Genomic DNA, 17318 nt, shown 5'->3' on the forward strand with positions numbered 1-17318 from the left:
ACATGGAATGGATACACCCAATGGCCTTGATGGCTCGCCGACTGGTGCAGCTCTACGTCGGTTTGGCCCTGTACGGCCTCGGATTGGCCTTGCAGTTGAGTTCGAACCTGGGCAACGACCCGTGGGACGTGCTCCACGAGGGCCTCGCCATGCGCTTCGGGCTGACGATCGGCCTCTGGATCCTGATCGCCGGCGCGCTGGTGATGCTCGCGTGGATCCCGCTGCGCCAGCGCCCCGGCATCGGCACGATCAGCAACGTGCTCCTCGTCGGCGCCTTCACGGACCTGTTCCTGTGGCTGCTGCCCGACCCGGACGCGCTCACCGCCCGCACCGCGTACCTCGTCGCGGCCCTGCTGGTGGGTGGCGTCGCCACCGGCTGCTACATCGGCGCCGGCCTCGGCCCCGGCCCGCGCGACGGGCTGATGACCGGTATCGCCGCGCGCGGCCGCTCGATCCGCGCCGTCCGGACCGGGATCGAGCTGACCGTGCTGGCCGTCGGCTGGCTGCTCGGCGGGACGGTCGGGATCGGCACCGTGCTGTACGCGCTCGCGATCGGCCCGCTCACGCACGTGTTCCTGCCGCTGCTGACGATCAAGGACCCCGCGCGCGGCGGCGGGGACGCCCCCGACGGACCAGGCGGGCCCGACGGGTCGGCCCGACCGGACGCCGTCGCCGCCGAGCCCGTCCGGGCTCAGTGCTCGGCGGCCAGCGTCGCCAGCACCGCGGCGAACTCCTCCGGGAGGACCAGCGCGCCGTCCTCGTAACGCGTGTGCAGGTAGGTCAGCTCGCCCCCGCGCCACCAGTAGAGCTGCGGGCTCAGCGATCCCGGGCCCTCATGGTAGGCCCGGTACGCCTGGGCCCGCAGCTCCTCGGCCGCGGCGACGGCGGCGCGGTAGCGGGCGCGCGGCGAGCCCTCCGCCATGCGCAGCGGGTGCGCGACGATGAGGCTGCGGTTCGGGGCGATGACGAGCGCCCCGTACGGGCCGATCGGCAGGTACTCCTCCAGCCACGCCAGGTGCGTGACGGCGTAGAACGTCCAGCCCCGCAGCACCGACACCCGGACCCCGCGCAGGTCCTGCTCGACCACCTGCAGCGGCCCGTCCGCCCGCACGTTGGCGCGTCCGATCATGAACAGCGCGTCCCCGGAGACGGGCCAGCCCCGCATCTCCGCGGTGGTGACCGTCCGCATGGTGGTCGGGGTGTCGACCACGACGGCCTCGATCAGGCCGGGCGCGAACGGACGGGCGGCGAGCGTGCCGTTGTCGTTCTCGGCCGGGTAGATGCGGGTCCGCAGCAGGTGCTGGGCGAGGTCGAAGTCGCTGAGGTCGAGCGGCTCCTCGGTCGCGGTGACGACGGTCGTGACGTGGTCGGAGACCAGCGCGGGCCAGTCGTCGCGGGGGACCCGCCGGGCGACCTGCCGCACGTCCCGCATGTTGACGTGCAGCCGCTGGGCGCCCTCCAGCAGCATGATGTCGCCGGGCGCGGGCCGGCACGCGTAGCCGAGGCTCTCGGCCACCAGCACCAGCAGCGACTCCAGCGTGCCGTCGTCCCACGCGTCGCCGCGCGCGTGCCCGCCGTTCATCGCGCACCTCCCGCCGCACGCGGCGCCAGGGTGCGCCCGTCCGCGTCCAGGACGGCGGGGGCGCCGAGCTCGAGCGTGCCTTGGCGCGCTCCATGCCCGGCCGGGACGCCAGCCAGGACGGGGACGCCGAGCCCGCCGAGCCGCGCGGTGAACACGGCGTCGAGCTCGTCGGGGTCGCCGCACGCCTCCCAGGAGCCGAGGGCGATCCCGGCGACGCCGTCGAACCAGCCCGCCTGGAGCAACTGCACCAGCATCCTGTCGATCCGGTAGGGGGCCTCGGTGACGTCCTCGAGGAACGCGATGCGGCCCGCGGCGGGCGGCGGTGCGTACGGGGTGCCCAGCAGCGCCGTCAGGAGCGACAGCGTGCCGCCGGTGAGGGCGCCCTCGGCCCGCCCGGCGCGCAGCGCGCGGGTGCCGGGGAGCGGTGCGCCGCCCTCGAACAGCGCGGCCCGCAGGACGTCGATCGTCCAGGCCCGGTCCGCGCCCCCGTCGGCGCCTCCGCCCGTGCCGGGGACGGTGCCGGGAACGGTGCCGGGGCCCGCCAGGAGCCCGGCCGCCATCGGACCGAAGGAGGTCGTGACGCCGAGCCGCGCGCCGAACGCGGCGTGCAGCGCGGTGACGTCGCTCGACCCGTGCAGGATCTTCGGAGCGCCCGCGGCGGCGACGTCGGCCTCGGTGGCGGCGGCGAGGGCCGCCCAGTCGAGCCGGTCGAGGAGGGGCGTGGCGCCGTAGCCGCCGCGCGCACAGATCACGGCGCGCACGCCCGGGTCGCACCAGGCGTCCGCCAGGTCGGCGGCCCGCTCGGCGTCGCCGCCGGCGAGCCCGTGCCAGGCGTCGCGGGCGGGGGCGGAACCGTCGAGGTTGACACGGTCGAGGAGGTGCTTTCCGACCGCCACGTCAAGGCCGAGGGCGCGCAGCGCCGCGCGGCCCGCCTCGACCCGGGCGGGCTCGACGGGCCCGCTCGGAGCGATCACGACAACTCGGTCACCAGGCCGCAAACGCCCGTATGCACGGACATTTCGCATGTCCGCCCGGCGTGCCGACGGTTCGCCGGAGGGCGCGTCGGACGGCCGCTTCGCCGCCTCCGCGCGGGCGCCCCCGCTCATCAACCCGATCCCCTCTCAGCACCCGACGGTTAGAGCTTGTCAGGATCCGGACGCCGACGGAAGAGGCCGCCGGTCACGACCCGCCAACGGATCCGCGGCCGGATCCTCCCGGCGGGACGCCGCCGGCGCCGCGGGCGAGCACGCGACCACCCGGTCACTGTAGCGGCCCGCCGACACTCGTCCGATCATCGGCCGTTACCGAGCACGAGGCCCGCCAGTTCCGGCAGGGCCTCCCCGATCGGCAGCCGCAGGACCGCGTCGGCCAGCCCATCGTACGGCGTCTCCGACGCGTTGATGATCACCAGCCGGGCACCGTGCTCCACCGCCTCCAGGCACAGTCCCGCCGCGGGCTGCACGGTCAGCGACGTCCCGACCGCCAGGAACAGGTCGCACTCGCGCGCCGCGGTGATCGCCGCGTCCAGGACGTCCTGCTCGAGGGCCTGCCCGAAGGAGATCGTCGCCGACTTCTGCAGGCCGCCGCAGTCGGCGCACGGCGGATCCTCCTCGCCCGCGTCGACCCGCACGAGGATCTCGGGCATGGGGGTGCGCAGCCCGCAGGACAGGCAGACCGCGTCGCGCATCGTGCCGTGGATCTCGATGACGGTGCCGGCCCCCGAGCCGGCCCGCTGGTGCAACCCGTCGATGTTCTGGGTGACGAGCGCGCGCAGCCGTCCCGCCCGTTCCAGCTCGACGAGCGCGGCGTGGGCGGCGTTCGGCTCGGCGTCCCACGCGGGATGGTCGCGGCGGGACCGCCAGGCGCGGCGGCGGACGTCCGGGTCGGCGAGGTAGGAGCCGATCGTCGACATCGCCTCGGCGGCCGGGTCCTTGGTCCAGACGCCCTGCGGCCCGCGGAAGTCGGGGATCCCGCTGTCGGTGGAGATTCCGGCCCCGGTCAGAACCGTGATGGCTCCGACCTCGGACAGGAAACCGGCGAGCGTCTCAGATTCCTCCATCCTCCCAGGCTAGGGGGAGACACCCGGAATGTACTGGTTAACGGATGGGTATCGGAGGCGCCCTACGGAGCGTCACGGACCGACCGACCCGCAAAAGGTGACAAACTTGGCTTCGTATGAGGTCGACGCCGCACATCCTGGTGATCAACGGCACCAAGGTTCGCCGTCCCGTGTTCGTCCTGGGCGCCCCGCACTCGGGCACGGAGCCGCTGGCCCGCGCGATCAAGCGCGCGCCCGGGTTCCATCTGACGACCGGCCGGCCCGAGGTGCTGCGCGTCACCTACGCCTTCGCGCGGCGGCCCGCGATCGCCGGCGAGCGCGAGCGCGGCGCCGCGCGGGTGCTGCGCGACGCCTACGCGCAGGCGTGGCAGGTGTCGGCGCGGGCCTGCGGCGAGTGCCCCGCCGACTGCCGCGACCTGGGCGGGCTCCCGCCCGTCCCCGAGGGCGAGGCGCCCGCCGGGGACGCGACGTGCGTCGACCCGCGCGGCATCGCCCGGTTCGCCGACGCCTCCCCCGACCTGATCTACAGCGCGGACGTGCTGCTGGACGCGTTCCCCGACGCGCGCCTCGTCCAGGTGATCCGGGACGGCCGGGACGCCGTCGCCGACATGCTCGACGACGAGCGCTGCCTCGCCTGGTTCCAGCCCGGTCTCGCCAACCTCGACACGGTCTTCCCGAACACGTTCTTCGGGGTCGAGGACCACACCGAACGCACCCGCTGGCCGCGCGCGGCGACCGCCGTCAAGTGCGCCCTGCGCTGGCGCGGCGCGGTCCGGCTCAGCGCGAAGCTGCGCCGGCAGGTGCCCGCGGACCAGCTGCTCACCGTCCGCTACGAGGACCTGGTCGCCAAGCCGCGCAGGCTCGCGGCGGACCTGTCCCGCTACTTGGACGCCGAGGTCTCCCGGACGGCGCTCGGCGGGCTCGTCCGCGCCGTGACCGGCCACGAGCAGGGCCCCGGGGAGCACGGGGTCGGGTCGTGGCGCGACCGGCTGACGTCCCGGCAGGCCGCCCAGGTCGAGAAGATCGCGGGGATCGAGCTGGGCCGGCTCGGCTACCGGCTCGGCTCCGACGCCTGATCCGCCGGGCGCCACCCGGCCGTCCGCGGCGGCTCCTCCGCCGCCGCCTCCCGCTCGATGACGTCATCCTCGCCGCCCCCCTCGCCGCCACCGGTGCGGTCGGCGCCGTCCTCGGCGCCGTCGTCCTGCCGGGCGAACTGGGTGCGGTACAGCTCGGCGTACAGGCCGCCGCGCAGCAGCAGCTCCTCGTGCCGCCCGCGCTCGACGATCCGGCCGCCGTCGATCACCAGGATCTGGTCGGCCTCCCGGACGGTCGACAGCCGGTGCGCGATCACCAGCGAGGTGCGTCCGGCCAGGGCGGTCGCGAGGGCCCGCTGCACGGCCGCCTCCGACTCCGAGTCCAGATGCGCGGTCGCCTCGTCCAGCACCACCACCGACGGCGCCTTGAGCAGCAGCCGCGCGAGGGCGAGCCGCTGCTTCTCCCCGCCCGACAGCCGGTAGCCGCGGTCACCGACGACGGTGTCGAGCCCCTCGGGCATCTCCGCGACCAGGGCGCCGATGTGCGCGGCCTCGAGCGCGGCGCGGATGTCGTCGTCCCCGGCGTCCGGCCGGGCGTAGCGCATGTTCTCCCGGATCGAGTCGTGGAACAGGTGGGCGTCCTGGCTCACCACGCCGACCTCCGCGCGCAGCGACTCGAGCGTGACGTCGCGGACGTCCGCTCCGCCGATCCGCACGGCGCCGCCCGACACGTCGTACAGCCGCGACACCAGGTGCGTGATCGTCGACTTGCCCGCACCGGACGGCCCGACGAGCGCGACGAGCCGACCGGGCCGCGCGGTGAAGTCGACGTCGTGCAGCACCTCGCGTCCGGGCGCGGCGTCGGCGCGGGCGATCGACTCGAGCGAGGCCAGCGACACCTCGTCCGCCGACGGGTAGGCGAACCGCACGTGGTCGAACTCGATCGCGGGCGCGTCCACCGCGCCCTTCCCGCCGGGTCCGCCCTTCGCCCCGGCGCCGCGCTTCGCGCCGTCCGCGCCGTTCGCCGCCTCGCGGGCCTCGGCCAGGCCCCGCGCGTCCTTCCGGTCGCGGATCAGCGGCTGCAGGTCCAGCACCTCGAAGACCCGGTCGAAGCTCACCAGCGCGGTCATGACGTCCACGTGGACGTTCGACAGCGCGGTCAGCGGACCGTACATCCGGGTGAGCAGGGTGGCCAGGGCGACGAGCGTGCCGAGCTGCAGGGCGTCGCCCACCACGAGGGCGCCGCCGACGCCGTACACCATCGCGGTGGCGAGCGCGGCGACGAGCGTCAGCGCGGTGAAGAACACCCGGCCGTACATCGCGGCGACGACGCTGACGTCGCGGACCCGCGCCGCCCGGCCGGAGAAGTTCTCCTCCTCCTCGGACGGGCGCCCGTACAGCTTCGCCAGCATCGCGCCCGCGACGTTGAACCGCTCGGTCATCAGCGAGCTCATCTCGGCGTCCAGCTTCATCTGCTCGCGGCTGACCCGCTGCAGCCGCTTGCCGACCCACTTGGCCGGCAGGACGAACACCGGGAGCAGCACCAGCGCGATCAGTGTGACCTGCCATGACAGGATCAGCATCGTGACGAGCACCAGCACCAGGCTGATCACGTTCGACACGACCGACGACAGCGTGGTCGTCAGCGCGCGCTGCGCGCCGATGACGTCGTTGTTCAGCCGGCTGACCAGCGAACCGGTCTGGGCCCGCATGAAGAACGCGACGGGCTGGCGCTGGACGTGCGCGAACACCTGCGAGCGCAGGTCGTAGATGAGGCCCTCGCCGACGCGCGCCGAGAACCAGCGCTGCGCCAGCCCGAGGACGGCCTCGACCAGCGCGAGCGCGGCGACGCCGACGGCCAGCCAGATGACCACGGACTGGCGGCCCGGCACGATGCCCCGGTCGATGATCGCCTTCAGCAGCAGCGGGTTGGCGACCACGATCATCGATGCGAACGTGTTCAGGGCGAGGAACATCGACAGCTCGCGGACGTACGGGCGCGCGTAACCGACGATCCGCCGCACGGTGCCGGGCTTGAGCTTCTGCTGGGTGACCGAGCTGTCCCGGCGGAACGAGGCCATCACCTGCCAGCCGCTGCCCGGCGTTCCCGGCATGCCCACACGCGCCTCCGAGGGATCGGCGCGCGCCCGCGAAGCGGGCGCGCACGTGTCATCGAGTAATCAAGTAAGCATCACAACGCGACGGCCCCCGGGGCCCTTCCTTGTTGAGCTGTGGGCGAAAAACACGGGCGGCACCGAGCCACGGAACGAGCGCCACGCACGGGACGGCCACCACGGGGCGGGGGCGCTAGGCTCGGCCGCCGAACATCTCGCGGAGCCGTCCGATCTGCTCGCGGCGCTCGGCCGCGCACTGCTCCTCGAGGGAGTTCTCCGGCGCCTCCCACAGCAGCCGCTTGGTCGCGACCGCGGCGCCCGGTTTCACCGCGAGGAGGGCCGCGACGAGGTCGGCGACCGCCGCGTCGAGGCCGTCCGCCGGGACGACGGTCTCGGCGAGGCCGAGCCGGGCGGCCTCGCCGGCGGCGACGGTGCGGGCGGTCAGGCACAGCTCCAGCGCGCGGCCGATCCCGACGATCTCCACGAGCGGCTTGGTGCCGGTCAGGTCGGGGACGAGCCCGAGCGCGGGCTCCTTCATGCAGAACTTGGCGTCCTCGGCGACGACCCGCATGTCGCAGGCGAGCGCGAGCTGGAAGCCGCCGCCGATGGCATGGCCGTGCACGGCGGCGACGGTGACGATGTCGGGGCGCCGCAGCCAGGTGTAGCCCTCCTGCAGCTCGGCGATGAAGCGGTCGGTCGCCGCGGCGTCGGAGCCGTCGCTGAACCCCTCGCCGCCGCCGGAGAACATCGACAGGTCGATCCCGGCCGAGAAGCACGGTCCGGCACCGCGCAGGACGACGACGCGCACGTCCGCGGGCAGGGAGCGGCCGATCGCCGCGAGGCCGCGCCAGGTGGCGAACGTCATCGCGTTGCGCCGCTCCGGCCTGTTCAGCGTGACGGTGGCGAGCGCCCCGTCGATCTCCAGCGCCAGCCCGGCCTCGGCCAGTTCGGCCGCGTCCGGCGCCGCGCCCGATCCCGCGCCCGATTCCGTGTGCGCGTGCACGTCCGTCATGTGTCCCCCTCCTGGAGCGCGGCCCCGCTGAGGGCCGCGCCCGATCGCTCGATCCCGGCGGCGGCGCACCGGCGCCGCGGTCCCGCCTCGCCGTCCACGAGGCGGGACCCGTGCCGATCCCGCCGCGACCGAACCATACTCGGTTCGCCGCGGCGCCTGGTCGGGCGTCTCCGTCCAGGGGGAACGATCCCTGGGACCGCCGGGCCCGACCCGCTGCCTCCGTCCGGCGCCGATCGCGCCGGACGGCCGCAACGGGTCAGGTGGGGCGCTGCTCCGGGGGTCGGCGTCCGGTCAGGACTTCTTGCCCCGGGTCGCGCCACCGCGACCGCGCAGGTTGACGCCGGACTCGGTCAGAATCCGGTGGATGAAGCCGTACGAGCGGCCGGTGGCGGCTGCCAGGGCGCGGATGCTCTCGCCGGATTCGTACCTCTTCTTCAGGTCCGTCGCCAGCTTGTCGCGCTCGGCACCGGTCACGCGGGTGCCCTTCTTGAGGGTCTCGGCCACGAGTACCTCCCGTAGTGATGTGGTGACCGCTGCGTTATCCCCCGCCATGATCAGTCATTCCCGGCCGTTCGGCTACCCACTCGGCGAGAAAAGATCTGCGGAAGATGCCGCGCAGGTCACGCGAGCGTCACCAGATCGGCAAACTCGTCACTCCAGATGTCCTCCACACCATCCGGAAGCAAGATCACTCTTTCCGGAGCGAGCGCGTCCACCGCGCCCTCGTCGTGGGTGACCAGGACGATGGCTCCGGCGAAGGTCCGCAGGGCCGCGAGGATCTCCTCCCGGCTGGCCGGGTCGAGGTTGTTGGTGGGCTCGTCCAGGAGCAGGACGTTGGCGCTGGACACCACGAGCATCGCCAGTGCCAGCCGGGTCTTCTCGCCGCCGGACAGCACCCCCGCGGGCTTGTCGACGTCGTCGCCGGAGAACAGGAACGAGCCCAGGATCTTGCGGACCTCGACGGGCGCCATGCCGGGCGCCGCCGACTGCATGTTCTCCAGCACCGAGCGGTCGACGTCCAGGGTCTCGTGCTCCTGGGCGTAGTAGCCGAGCCGCAGCCCGTGCCCGGCCTCGACGACGCCGGTGTCGGCCTCGTCCACCCCGCCAGCAGGCGCAGCAGCGTCGTCTTGCCGGCGCCGTTCAGGCCGAGGACGACCACCCGGCTGCCCTTGTCGATCGCCAGGTCGACATCGGTGAAAATCTCCAAAGATCCGTACGATTTCGACAAACCCGTCGCGGTGAGCGGGGTTTTACCGCACGGGGCGGGGTCCGGGAAGCGAATTTTGGCCACCTTGTCGGCCTGCCGCTCCCCCTCGACGCCGGCCAGCAGCTGCCGGGCCCGGCGGTCCATCTGCTGGGCCGCCTTGGCCTTGGTGGCCTTCGCGCGCATCTTGTCGGCCTGCGACAGCAGCGCGGTCGCCTGCCGCTGCGCGTTGGCGGTCTCGCGCTTGCGGCGCCGCTCGTCGGTCTCGCGCTGGTCGAGGTACTTCTTCCAGCCGACGTTGTAGATGTCGATGACGCTGCGGTTGGCGTCCAGGTGGAACACCCGGTTCACCACGGTGTCCAGCAGGTCCACGTCGTGGCTGATGACCACGAGCCCGCCCTGGTGCGACTTCAGGAAGTCGCGCAGCCAGACGATGGAGTCGGCGTCCAGGTGGTTGGTCGGCTCGTCCAGCAGCAGGGTGTCGGCGTCGGAGAACAGGATGCGCGCCAGTTCCACGCGCCGCCGCTGCCCGCCCGACAGCGTCCCGAGCGGCTGCCCGAGGACGCGGTCCGGCAGGCCGAGGCTGGAGGCGATGGACGCGGCCTCGGACTCGGCGGAGTAGCCGCCGAGCACGTGCAGCCGCTCCTCCAGCCGCCCGTACCGGCGCACCGCCCTGTCCCGCGCGTCCCCGGTGGCGGTGGCCATGAGCTCCTCCGCGGCCCGCAGGTCGCGGACGACCTCGTCCAGGCCGCGCGCCGACAGGATGCGGTCGCGGGCCAGCTCGTCCAGGTCGACGCCGCGCGGGTCCTGCGGGAGGTAGCCGATGGTGCCCGACGAGGTGACGGCGCCCTGCGCCGGGACCGCCTCCCCGGCCAGGACCTTGGTGAGGGTCGTCTTCCCCGCGCCGTTGCGGCCCACGAACCCGACCCGGTCGCCGGGGTTGACCCGGAACGAGGCGGACTCGATCAGCAGCCGGGATCCGGCGCGCAGCTCGATGTCTTTCGCGATGATCACTGTGACAGGGCTCCCCTGGACGGGACGGTTCGACGGGCAGGCGCACGAAACGGCGCGCCGCACGGTCCGGTGACCGGGGCGCGCCAGAACGGCCTGTCAGTTCGGGAGCGAAACCATCGAACCAGTGTACGTGACGGCGCACCGCCCTCCGCCACGGGTTTTCCGGAGAGTTGTCGAACATCTGTACGAGCCCGTCCCGGGGTATGGGGAGGATGCAGGGGTCAGCGCGTGCGACGGGAACGCCGGGCCGCAAGCGGCCCATGACCAAGGAGCGTGTCGGCATGACGCACGTCACGAGCAACGCACCCGAGGGGACGCCCAACTGGGTCGACCTCGGGATTCCGGACATCGAACGAGGCAAGGCGTTCTACGGCCCGATCTTCGGCTGGGAGTTCCAGGACACCGGCGCGGAGACCGGCCACTACAACCTGTGCCTGCTGCACGGCGAGTCCGTCGCGGCGATGATGAAGAACCCGGACGAGAGCGCCACCGACTTCTGGTGGGACGTCTACTTCGCGACCGACGACTGCGACGGCACCGTCGAGCGGGTCACCGACGCGGGCGGCACGGTGGTCGAGCCCGCGATGGACGTGATGGACCTCGGCCGGATGGCCATCGTGCGCGACCCGCAGGGCGGCCAGTTCGGCCTGTGGCAGGGCCGCGCCCACATCGGCTGCTCCTACGTCAACGAGCCGGGCTCGCTCGTCTGGAACGAGGTCGTCACCCCGGACCCGAAGGCCGCCGTCGATTTCTACGCGGCGGTGTTCGGGCATCAGGGCGAGGCGATGTCCGCCGAGGAGGCGGGCGGCATGGACTACACGGTCCTCAAGCGCCCGGACGGCCGCTACATCGGCGGCGTCATGGGCGAGCCGGGCGTGAGCGGCGCGTCCTGGCAGTCCTGCTTCGCCGTCGCGGACGCCGACGAGGCCGTCCGGCTGGTGCGGGAGGGCGGCGGCACCGTCGACCAGGAACCGGTCGACTCGCCGTACGGGCGGTACGCGGCCGCGCGCGATCCGTTCGGTGCCCGGTTCCAGGTGATGAAGCCCGCGCCCGAACCGGCGGGCTGAGAACACGCACACGCACCCGAGCCGGGGCCGGGGGCCGCAGGCCGGGGGCGGGCCGTGCGCCCGCCCATGCGCCCGCCCGTCCGGTCCCGGCACGGTGCCGCCGGAGCCGCGCGTCAGTCGTGGCGTTCGGCGGCGAGCCGCTGGGTGATCGTGTGCTGGAGGCGCTGCAGGCCGGACGTGCCGACCATGCCGATCTGGCCCTCGAGGTCCCGCAGCAGGACGTCCTCGTTCATCACGACCTCCGACGACTGCATCAGGACGGTCCCCTGGCCGGTGAAGTCGAACTGGTGCTCCTCGCCCGAGGCGCCGCCGATGCCGAACGCGGCGCGCGCGGCGCCGAGCACCCCCCGCATGTACGAGTGGTCGTAGTGGTGGCAGGGCGACGGGCAGTCGGCCCAGCCGAGCAGCGCCTGCGGGTCCACCCGGACGGGCGGCTCCACGAAGTGGACGGGCCCGTTCGACGCGGCCACGAACCGTCCGGTGCCGATCAGCGTGAGGAAGCCGGGGATGATCGACTGCTTGAGTTCCAGGCCCGGCTCGAACGCCAGCAGGTTCCCGGCGCGGACGGTGAGGTTGCCGTCGTCGAGATCGAAGGAGTTGACGTCGAATCCCCGGTCGGCGAGCAGGAGCTTGCCGCGCCCCTGCGCGACGATCCAGTCCTGCGCGTACAGCGGGGAGTTGAACGTGTGCGCGACGAGGGCGTCGAGGGGCCCGGCCGACAGCGCCTCGAACTTGATCTGCCCGTAGTAGGCGATCATCTTGCCCTTCTGCGCGAACCACTGCCCGTCGAGGTCCACGCTGAAGGCGTAGGAGTTGACGTTGTCGTTGGCCGGGAGCGTCCCGGCGTTCCAGGTCTGCGTGCCGTAGCTGGTCACGGTCAGATCTTCCTCTCGCTGGCCTGGACGTAGACGACCCCGGAACCGCTCAGCTCGAGCTGGAACGCCTCGCCGGAGCCCCGGCCCACCAGGTCGCGGATCCCCACCGCGGTGCTCAGCTTGTTCTGCACCTGGCCGCGGTGCCCGACGTACGCCTGCGGGTCGACGTGGACGGCGCGCTGCGGGGTGATCGGCATCTCCATCACGCCGCCGTGCGACAGCAGCGCGCAGGCGCCCCGCCCGGTGAGCGTGGTGGTGAACAGGCCCTGGCCGGTGACGGCGCCGCGGATGACGCCGCGGACGCCGCCCTGCTCGCCCATGAACATCGTCCCGACCTGCAGGCTCGCGTCGTGCACGAGGAGCCGGTCGGCCTCGACGAAGAGCGTGTCGGAGCCGTCGAGCTCGACGGTGGTGACCTCCATGCCCGCGTACCCGAACATCACCTGGCCCTGCCCGGTGACGTGCATCATCGACGTGCGCTCGCCCGCGACGGCGCGTCCGAGCGTCTGGCCCAGGCCCTGCCCCGCGGTGGCGGACGGCGCGAACGACACCGGGCCGGTGTAGCCCAGCATCGCCCCGCGCCTGCTGTAGACCTCGCTCCCCGGCCCGACCGGCACCTGGAGCATCTTGGAGTTGATCGACTGGTATCCCGGCATCAGATCTCCAGAATTCCGCCGCGCTCGGCCGGCTGGACGTAGACCAGGCCGTGCCCCTGGTACCGGAACTGGACGCTCTCCCCCGACCCCTGCCCGAGCACGGTCCGGAAGTTGACGTCGGTGACGACGTCCTGCTGAAGCTGCCCGATGTGCCCGACGTAGGCGTGCGGGTCGACGCTCAGCGGCGCCTGCGGCGTCACCTCGAGGGCGATCGCGGGGCCGTCCGAGAGGATCGCGGCCGTCCCGTGCCCGTCGACCTTGGTCGTCGCCAGCCCCTGCCCGGTGCCCATGCCGCGCAGCCCCACGAAGTGCACGCCGGTCTGCAGCCCGCCCTCCAGGGCGAGGAGGCTCTCGGACTCGACGAAGAGGGTGTCGCCGGCGAGCTGGACGAGGGTGACCTCGGTCGCCTCGCTCGCCAGGTACACGGTGCCCTGGCCGTTGATTTCCATGAGCGTCATACCCTCGCCCGCGATCTTGCGCTTCAGCGCGCCGCGCAGGCCCTCGCCCCCGCTCATGCCCTGTCGTTTGAAGGCCATCTGCCCCTCGTAGGCGACCATGGCGCCGTTCAGCGCCCTGATCGATTCGCCCGCGAGATCGACGGCCAGCATCTTGGAGCCGTTCAATCGAAATTGCGCCACGGGCCGATAACATACCGGCCTGGCCCCGCCCAATCCCAGGCATCGGCCGCCGGCGGACCGGCGCGTTGCGGACGGCTTCGCCCGGTGATCGGGAAGGATGACCCGCATGTGGATCGCTCCCGAACGCCGCAGCATCAGCCGGTGGGCCGTCCCCGGCCTCGTCCTGGCCGCCGCCGTGGTGGTCGGCGCCCTGCTCGCCGCCGACGGCCGAACCGGCACCGGGGTGGTCGCGCTCTGCGCGGTCGCCGGGTACGCGGGACTGCTGGCGCACCGGCGGCACGACGCGGGTCCGCCGCTCGGCGAGGGCTTCGGTTCCGGGCACCGGACGCGCGCGCACCGGCGCAGCGCCGCCGTCACCGGGGACGTGCTGACCGTCGCGGTGCTCGCGGCGCTGATCGTGCAGGCGCTGCGCGGCGCCGAAATCGCCCCGTACGCCTGGCTCGCCGCCCTCGCCGGCGGCACCTACCTGCTCGCCGCGCTGTTCTCCGGACGCGACCTGTGATCTCCATTTATGATCATGCGGGGCGCTCCTGACCTGGCGAATTGTGCGTTAACAGTTCCTGACAACTGAGGTTTCGGGCGTTTAGAGGCGGCATCATGCGGATGTGTCAGCCCTTGATGTACTTCTCCCGGCCCGTGCGGTGTTCCACCCGGTCGTCGACCTCGGCACCGGAACCGTCGTGGCCGTGGAGGCGCACGCGGGCCCGGCCGCGGATCCGTCCGCCGGGCCCCATCCGGACCCGGCCGGGACCCCGCACATCGACCCCGGCACGGGCGGGTACACGCTGCCGTCCTCTCCCCCGGCGCGGACCGACCCCGCCGCCGAGGACGTGCGCCGCGCCGTCGACGCGGCGGGGGCGGCGGCGCGATTGGGCACGCGGCTGCCGCTGCTGATCGGCCTGCGCGCCGAGACCCTCGCGGCCGGCGAGCACGTCCTGTCCGACCTGCACCACGGGCTCGGCGCGGCCGGGCGGCGGCCCAACGAGATCATCCTGTGCGCGACCGGCGGGTACCCGCCCGCGACCCGGCCCGCCGTGGCGTCCGCGCTCGGCGGGCTGCGCCGCGCCGGCTACCTCGTCGGGCTCGCCGGGCTCGGCGCCGCACACGCGCCGCTGGACCTGCTCGCCGACGTCGCGCCCTACCTGCTCAAGCTCGACGCCGACCTGGCCCGCCGGGCGCCGGGCGAGCCCCGCCGCTCCGCGCTCGCCGCCAGTCTGATGGAGCTGGCGCACCGGCTCGAGACGCACGTGCTGGCCCCCGGGCTGGAGACTCAGGACCAGGTGCTGCACCTGCGCGGGCTCGGCGCGCGGCTCGCCCAGGGGCCCGTCCTGGCGCCGCCGGAGTGGCGGCCCGGCATGCCGGTCAGCGTGCCCGTCGCGGCACGCGAGGAACCGCCCGCGCAACTCGGCCACGCGGCGCTCGGGCCCCGCGTGTCGGAGTTCACGCTGCCGGCGATCACGATGCCGCACACCGCCACCGCCGGCGAGGTGCTGGACGCGCTGAACGCCGAGACCGGCGTCACCAGCATCGTCCTCGTGGACGACCGGCAGCGCCCGTACGCCACCGTCGACCGGACGCGGTTCCTGCTGCGGCTGTCGGGGCCCTACGGGCACGCGCTGCACGCGCACCGGCCGGCCGCGCGGCACGCCGACGCGCCGCGGCCGGTGCCGCGCACCGTCCCGGCCGTCGCGGCGCTGCGGGCGGCGGGCCAGGAGAACGACCGGGTCTACGACGACCTGGTCGTGGTGGACGAGGTGGGCCGCTGCCTGGGCATCGTCCGGGTCGCCGACCTGATCCGCGGCCTGTCCCCCTGAACGGCGGCCTGCGGCCCGCCGCGGATCACCCGAGGAGCGGGTGCCCGCCGGGCTCCCCCGGGCCCGCTGCGGCCGTCTCCTGCGCGAGGATGGCGGCCTGGACGCGGCTGCGCAGCCCGAGTTTCGCCAGAATGCGGCTGACGTGGGTCTTGGTGGTGGTCTCGGCCATGTCGAGGCGCTCCGCGATCTGCCCGTTCGACATCCCTTCGCCCAGGCACCGGAACACGTCGCGCTCCCGGGGTGTCAGCTCCCCCAGCCCCGGGACGGGCGCGGGCACCGCCGGGCGCGCCGCGAACGCGCCGATCAGCCGCCGGGTCACCTTCGGCGCGATGATCCCCTCCCCGGCCGCGACGGTGCGCACCGCGTCGACGAGCCGGTCGGCGTCGACGTCCTTGAGCAGGAACCCCGCCGCGCCCGCCCGCAGCGCGCCGAACACGTACTCGTCCACGTCGAACGTCGTCAGCACGAGCACGTCGGTGAACCCGGAGATCTCCCGGGTGGCGCCGATGCCGTCCAGCCGCGGCATCCGCACGTCCATCAGCACCACGTCCGGGCGCAGCTCGCGGGCCAGCTCGACCGCCCGTTCCCCGTCGGCGGCCTCGCCGACGACCCGCACGCCCGGCGCGGTGCCCAGGATCAGGACCAGCCCGGCGCGCACCGCCGCCTGGTCGTCGGCCACCAGCACGTCGATCATGGCGTCGTCTCCTTGTCGGCGGGCGGGTCCACGGGCAGCTCCGCGCGCACCCGCCAGCGGGAGCCCTCCGGTCCCGGCCAGGGCCCGGCGTCGAACCGTCCGCCCAGCAGGGTCGCCCGCTCCCGCATCCCGATCAGCCCGCTGCCCGTCCCCGGCAGCCGCGCGCCGTCCGTCCCGAGCGGGCTCAGCACGTCGATCGTCAGCCCGGCCCGCCCGTACTCGACCATGACGTCGGCGCTGCCCGCGCCGGCGTGCTTGAGGGCGTTGGTCAGTGACTCCTGCACGATCCGGTAGGCGGCCAGCTCCACCGCGGCGGGCAGTTCCGGCGGCTCCCCGGTGATCTGGAGCCGGGCCGCCAGATCGCTGCGCGCGGTGCGCGCCACCAGCCGTCCCAGCTCCGACAGCCGCGGCTGCGCGGGCGGATCGGCCTCCTCGGCGCCCGCCTCGCCGTCGCGCAGCAGGCCGATCATCCGGCGCATCTCGGCGAGCCCCTGCACGCTGTTCTCCCGGATGACCTCCAGGGAGCGCTCCAGCGTCGCCCGGTCCAGTTCCCGGACCTTCAGGACGGCCGAGGAGTGCAGCGCCACGGCGCTCAGGTGGTTCGCGACGACGTCGTGCAGTTCCCGGGCCATCCGCGCCCGCTCGGCGCCCACGGCCGCGCGCCGGTCCAGCTCGGCGAGCCGCGCGACCTGCTCGGCGCGCTGCCGCTCCGCCTCGGCCCGGAACCGGTGCTCGCGGACCGCCATCGCGGTCAGCACCGGCGCCACCCAGGTGATCCCGGCGACCGCGCCCAGCAGCACCGCGACGGACAGGCCGCCCAGCAGGAAGGCCGCCGCCACCACGGCCACCAGGGTCGCCGCGAGCGTCACGCCGAGGAGCCACTCGGCCGTCCGCCGCCGCCCGTACAGGCTCGCCGCGTACAGCGCGTCCCCGTAGATCATCAGGGAGGCGATGCTCGGCCCCATCGCCACGTCGGCGAAATTGAACGGCGTCGCCAGCGCCAGCCCGGTCAACGGCGCCGTCCGGCGCAGCAGCATCGCCGCGCACAGCCCAGCCAGCGGCACGCAGCGCAGGGCGAGCGAGGGCAGCCAGACGTCCGCCCACTTAACGTGGCCCTCCGCGAAGATCATCAGCAGGCCGCCGAGCAGCGCCGCCGCGGCGATGAGCGCGTCCTGCGGCGTGGTGAGGCGACGGGCGGATGGCGGCACACCCCCATCTCAGCACCTTCATGGGTGTGCCGCGTCCACCCGTGTGAGGGCACCGGGTACATCCTTCGGACGACCCCCGGAACGTCACCGCAGACGACGAATCCGGCGGTCGGCGGTTCGACGATGGAAGGGCATCACCAGTCGAAAGGGACGTGCAGTGCGCACCATCGGAACCATCGTCGCGATCGTCGGGCTCGCCTCGCTCGCCAACCACGCGGTCGGCGGCGAGCAAATGGAGGTGCTCGACTGGTCGAGCGAGCACCAGCCGGCCGCCGGCATCGGCCTCCTCGTCCTCGGCCTCCTCGTCCTCGCAGCGGGCTCCGTCCTTCACCGGGACCGGTGACGCG

General features: G+C 73.7%; 17 protein-coding genes and 1 pseudogene. 6 read left to right on the forward strand and 12 right to left on the reverse strand.

Annotation, left to right across the window (positions count from 1 at the left end; genetic code table 11):
- The first annotated feature begins 29 nt into the window (after window positions 1-29).
- Window positions 30-764: a YitT family protein gene (locus F7P10_RS01005; RefSeq protein WP_368077449.1), complete on the forward strand. Its 735-nt coding sequence runs from the start codon at window positions 30-32 to the stop codon at window positions 762-764.
- Here F7P10_RS01005 and F7P10_RS01010 read toward each other — a convergent pair.
- The 3 genes from F7P10_RS01010 to F7P10_RS01020 all read right to left on the reverse strand — a co-directional run bounded on the left by F7P10_RS01010 (window position 692) and on the right by F7P10_RS01020 (window position 3641).
- Window positions 692-1582, reverse strand: coding sequence for a hypothetical protein (locus F7P10_RS01010; RefSeq protein WP_151007635.1), 891 nt, complete (start codon window positions 1580-1582; stop codon window positions 692-694). The two genes, F7P10_RS01005 and F7P10_RS01010, sit on opposite strands and share 73 nt — an antisense overlap.
- Window positions 1579-2556 (reverse strand): LD-carboxypeptidase, encoded by a 978-nt coding sequence (locus tag F7P10_RS01015; protein ID WP_254716340.1) that lies wholly within the window; start codon window positions 2554-2556, stop codon window positions 1579-1581. Before F7P10_RS01015 ends, F7P10_RS01010 begins: the two co-directional genes overlap by 4 nt.
- A 317-nt stretch (window positions 2557-2873) precedes the next feature.
- Window positions 2874-3641 (reverse strand): Sir2 family NAD-dependent protein deacetylase, encoded by a 768-nt coding sequence (locus F7P10_RS01020; RefSeq protein ID WP_151007636.1) that lies wholly within the window; start codon window positions 3639-3641, stop codon window positions 2874-2876.
- 116 nt (window positions 3642-3757) lie between these two features.
- On the opposite strand from F7P10_RS01020, the gene F7P10_RS01025 reads away from it, so the two are divergent.
- Window positions 3758-4717: a sulfotransferase gene (locus F7P10_RS01025; RefSeq protein ID WP_151007637.1), complete on the forward strand. Its 960-nt coding sequence runs from the start codon at window positions 3758-3760 to the stop codon at window positions 4715-4717.
- On the opposite strand, the gene F7P10_RS01030 is transcribed toward F7P10_RS01025, so the two are convergent.
- From F7P10_RS01030 to F7P10_RS01045, 4 genes and pseudogenes are all read right to left on the reverse strand, one after another.
- On the reverse strand, window positions 4693-6789 hold the full coding sequence (locus F7P10_RS01030; protein ID WP_218040319.1) for an ABC transporter ATP-binding protein: 2097 nt from the start codon (window positions 6787-6789) through the stop codon (window positions 4693-4695). The genes F7P10_RS01025 and F7P10_RS01030 overlap by 25 nt on opposite strands.
- Before the next feature lie 193 nt (window positions 6790-6982).
- The gene (locus tag F7P10_RS01035; RefSeq protein WP_151007638.1) at window positions 6983-7801 is read right to left on the reverse strand and encodes an enoyl-CoA hydratase/isomerase family protein; all 819 of its coding nucleotides are present in this window, start codon (window positions 7799-7801) and stop codon (window positions 6983-6985) included.
- Between the two features lie 291 nt (window positions 7802-8092).
- Window positions 8093-8305 carry a helix-turn-helix domain-containing protein gene (locus F7P10_RS01040; RefSeq protein ID WP_026406019.1) on the reverse strand — a complete coding sequence of 71 codons (213 nt, stop codon included), beginning with the start codon at window positions 8303-8305 and terminating at the stop codon, window positions 8093-8095.
- 116 nt (window positions 8306-8421) lie between these two features.
- A pseudogene (locus F7P10_RS01045) lies at window positions 8422-10019 on the reverse strand (ABC-F family ATP-binding cassette domain-containing protein).
- 281 nt (window positions 10020-10300) lie between these two features.
- On the opposite strand from F7P10_RS01045, the gene F7P10_RS01050 reads away from it, so the two are divergent.
- On the forward strand, window positions 10301-11086 hold the full coding sequence (locus F7P10_RS01050) for a VOC family protein (protein ID WP_151007639.1): 786 nt from the start codon (window positions 10301-10303) through the stop codon (window positions 11084-11086).
- A 113-nt stretch (window positions 11087-11199) separates the two neighbouring features.
- On the opposite strand, the gene F7P10_RS01055 is transcribed toward F7P10_RS01050, so the two are convergent.
- From F7P10_RS01055 to F7P10_RS01065, 3 genes are read right to left on the reverse strand one after another with little or no spacing between them, the layout of a single operon-like run.
- On the reverse strand, window positions 11200-11961 hold the full coding sequence (locus tag F7P10_RS01055; RefSeq protein WP_151007640.1) for an AIM24 family protein: 762 nt from the start codon (window positions 11959-11961) through the stop codon (window positions 11200-11202).
- 2 nt (window positions 11962-11963) lie between these two features.
- Window positions 11964-12617, reverse strand: coding sequence for an AIM24 family protein (locus tag F7P10_RS01060; RefSeq protein WP_151007641.1), 654 nt, complete (start codon window positions 12615-12617; stop codon window positions 11964-11966).
- Window positions 12617-13255 carry an AIM24 family protein gene (locus tag F7P10_RS01065; protein ID WP_254716341.1) on the reverse strand — a complete coding sequence of 213 codons (639 nt, stop codon included), beginning with the start codon at window positions 13253-13255 and terminating at the stop codon, window positions 12617-12619. The genes F7P10_RS01060 and F7P10_RS01065 overlap by 1 nt, the downstream gene beginning before the upstream one ends.
- A gap of 106 nt (window positions 13256-13361) precedes the next feature.
- Between F7P10_RS01065 and F7P10_RS01070 the strand changes: the two genes are divergently transcribed.
- Both F7P10_RS01070 and F7P10_RS01075 read left to right on the forward strand, forming a co-directional pair.
- Window positions 13362-13757 carry an ABC transporter permease gene (locus tag F7P10_RS01070; RefSeq protein ID WP_151007643.1) on the forward strand — a complete coding sequence of 132 codons (396 nt, stop codon included), beginning with the start codon at window positions 13362-13364 and terminating at the stop codon, window positions 13755-13757.
- Between the two features lie 103 nt (window positions 13758-13860).
- Window positions 13861-15069 (forward strand): EAL domain-containing protein, encoded by a 1209-nt coding sequence (locus F7P10_RS01075; protein WP_151007644.1) that lies wholly within the window; start codon window positions 13861-13863, stop codon window positions 15067-15069.
- A gap of 25 nt (window positions 15070-15094) precedes the next feature.
- On the opposite strand, the gene F7P10_RS01080 is transcribed toward F7P10_RS01075, so the two are convergent.
- Window positions 15095-15763 (reverse strand): response regulator transcription factor, encoded by a 669-nt coding sequence (locus F7P10_RS01080; protein ID WP_151007645.1) that lies wholly within the window; start codon window positions 15761-15763, stop codon window positions 15095-15097.
- The gene (locus tag F7P10_RS01085; RefSeq protein ID WP_254716342.1) at window positions 15760-16971 is read right to left on the reverse strand and encodes a sensor histidine kinase; all 1212 of its coding nucleotides are present in this window, start codon (window positions 16969-16971) and stop codon (window positions 15760-15762) included. Before F7P10_RS01085 ends, F7P10_RS01080 begins: the two co-directional genes overlap by 4 nt.
- Before the next feature lie 157 nt (window positions 16972-17128).
- On the opposite strand from F7P10_RS01085, the gene F7P10_RS01090 reads away from it, so the two are divergent.
- Window positions 17129-17314, forward strand: a complete 186-nt coding sequence (locus F7P10_RS01090) for a hypothetical protein (protein ID WP_151007646.1) — start codon at window positions 17129-17131, stop codon at window positions 17312-17314.
- The last annotated feature ends 4 nt before the right edge of the window (window positions 17315-17318 follow it).

Source organism: Actinomadura sp. WMMB 499 (assembly GCF_008824145.1).
Taxonomy (GTDB): Bacteria; Actinomycetota; Actinomycetes; order Streptosporangiales; family Streptosporangiaceae; genus Spirillospora.

Coding starts and splice junctions, on each gene's coding strand:
- F7P10_RS01005 (WP_368077449.1), top strand. CDS start 30: ATGGCTCGCCGACTGGTGCAGCTCTACGTCGGTTTGGCCCTGTACGGC.
- F7P10_RS01030 (WP_218040319.1), bottom strand. CDS start 6,789: ATGCCGGGAACGCCGGGCAGCGGCTGGCAGGTGATGGCCTCGTTCCGC.
- F7P10_RS01010 (WP_151007635.1), bottom strand. CDS start 1,582: ATGAACGGCGGGCACGCGCGCGGCGACGCGTGGGACGACGGCACGCTG.
- F7P10_RS01050 (WP_151007639.1), top strand. CDS start 10,301: ATGACGCACGTCACGAGCAACGCACCCGAGGGGACGCCCAACTGGGTC.
- F7P10_RS01035 (WP_151007638.1), bottom strand. CDS start 7,801: ATGACGGACGTGCACGCGCACACGGAATCGGGCGCGGGATCGGGCGCG.
- F7P10_RS01080 (WP_151007645.1), bottom strand. CDS start 15,763: ATGATCGACGTGCTGGTGGCCGACGACCAGGCGGCGGTGCGCGCCGGG.
- F7P10_RS01025 (WP_151007637.1), top strand. CDS start 3,758: ATGAGGTCGACGCCGCACATCCTGGTGATCAACGGCACCAAGGTTCGC.
- F7P10_RS01070 (WP_151007643.1), top strand. CDS start 13,362: ATGTGGATCGCTCCCGAACGCCGCAGCATCAGCCGGTGGGCCGTCCCC.
- F7P10_RS01060 (WP_151007641.1), bottom strand. CDS start 12,617: ATGCCGGGATACCAGTCGATCAACTCCAAGATGCTCCAGGTGCCGGTC.
- F7P10_RS01020 (WP_151007636.1), bottom strand. CDS start 3,641: ATGGAGGAATCTGAGACGCTCGCCGGTTTCCTGTCCGAGGTCGGAGCC.